This window comes from Aeromonas sp. QDB25, assembly GCF_027707725.1.
GTDB classification, from domain to species: Bacteria; Pseudomonadota; Gammaproteobacteria; order Enterobacterales; family Aeromonadaceae; genus Aeromonas; species Aeromonas caviae.
On record NZ_JAPCIZ010000212.1, the window covers coordinates 1 to 1,203 of the forward strand.

Here is a 1,203-nt window from a genome sequence, read left to right on the forward strand (position 1 = left end):
CGCTTTATCACTTTGATCTTGTTGTTCACCCCTTCCAGCACACTCGTGTGCATCGGGTAGTTTGCACTCGCCAGGATCCCCCGCATATATTTCGATAAATTTCGACCAAATCGTTGCAGCGGCGCTAGCCCGCTTTCCTTCACCTGCCGCATCCAGCTCCGCCATCGTCGCCATCCTTCCCACACGCTCGGCGCATACCAGATGCCCTTCAACGCCTCTTTCAGCACGTACACCATCGCCAGCGGTTGATTCGCCGCCAACAGCTCCTGCAACTTCACATCCTGTTTTTCACTCAGCTTCGCCCGATTACGTAGCAGCAACCAACGCGCACTTTTGACCACTTTTCGCGCCGGTTTATCGCTTTTCAGTGCATTCGCCTGCTCCACTCGCACCCGGTCCACCACCTCTCGGCCATAGCGAGCCACCACGTGGAACAGGTCGTAGACCACCTCCGCCTGCGGGCAGTGTTGCTTCACCTCCAGGTCGAACGCCGTGTTCATGTCCATCGCCACCGCCTCAATCTGCTGGCATCGCTCGCCGAGCTGCTCGAAGAAGGGACGGATAGCGGCCCGACTGTTGCCGTGCCCCACCCACAGGACGCGGGTTCGCTCGGCATCCATGATCACGGTGGCATAGCGGTGTCCCTTGTGCAGGGCAAACTCATCCATCACCAGCCGCCGCACCTCCCCAAGTTCGATGGTGCCCACACTGGTCTGCAAACGGCGCTTGTCGATCTCCTTGATGGTGTGCCAACCGACCCCGGTGAGCTGGCTGACATGGCGGATGGGGAGGTACTGAACGAGCGCTTCAATCCAGCACTGCATGCGCCGGGTGAGGCGGGAGCCAGAGGGGAGCCAGTCGATATGTTCACTGACGCGACCACAGCGCAGACAGTCGACGCGGCGAACAGGCAGTTGTAACCAGACTTGTCGGTCAAATAGGTCTCGCTCACGCACCCGGCGGATACGTTGGTCGTGGATCAATGGCGTGGGTTGCAGGCATCGGCGACAACGGGGCAAGAAGTCGGCGCGAGGCTCAAGGGTAAACAGGGTGTGATGGTTGGCAGAAAGCGCTTGGGCGATGACGGTATAACCTGGCCAGAAGGAGGCAATATCAATATGATGCACGGCGACAGCAGGGTGATGGTGGTGGTGTGTTTGGAGACAGCCAGTTTACCAGCACCCTGTCTGTCAACTTCCACTT

At 59.0% G+C, this 1,203-nt stretch carries 1 protein-coding gene; it reads right to left on the minus strand.

Annotation, left to right across the window (positions count from 1 at the left end):
• The coding region (locus PG883_RS23520) for an ISL3-like element ISAeme19 family transposase (protein WP_202007796.1) at positions 1–1,127 on the minus strand (1,127 nt) is incomplete at its 3' end.
• Between the last annotated feature and the right edge of the window lie 76 nt (positions 1,128–1,203).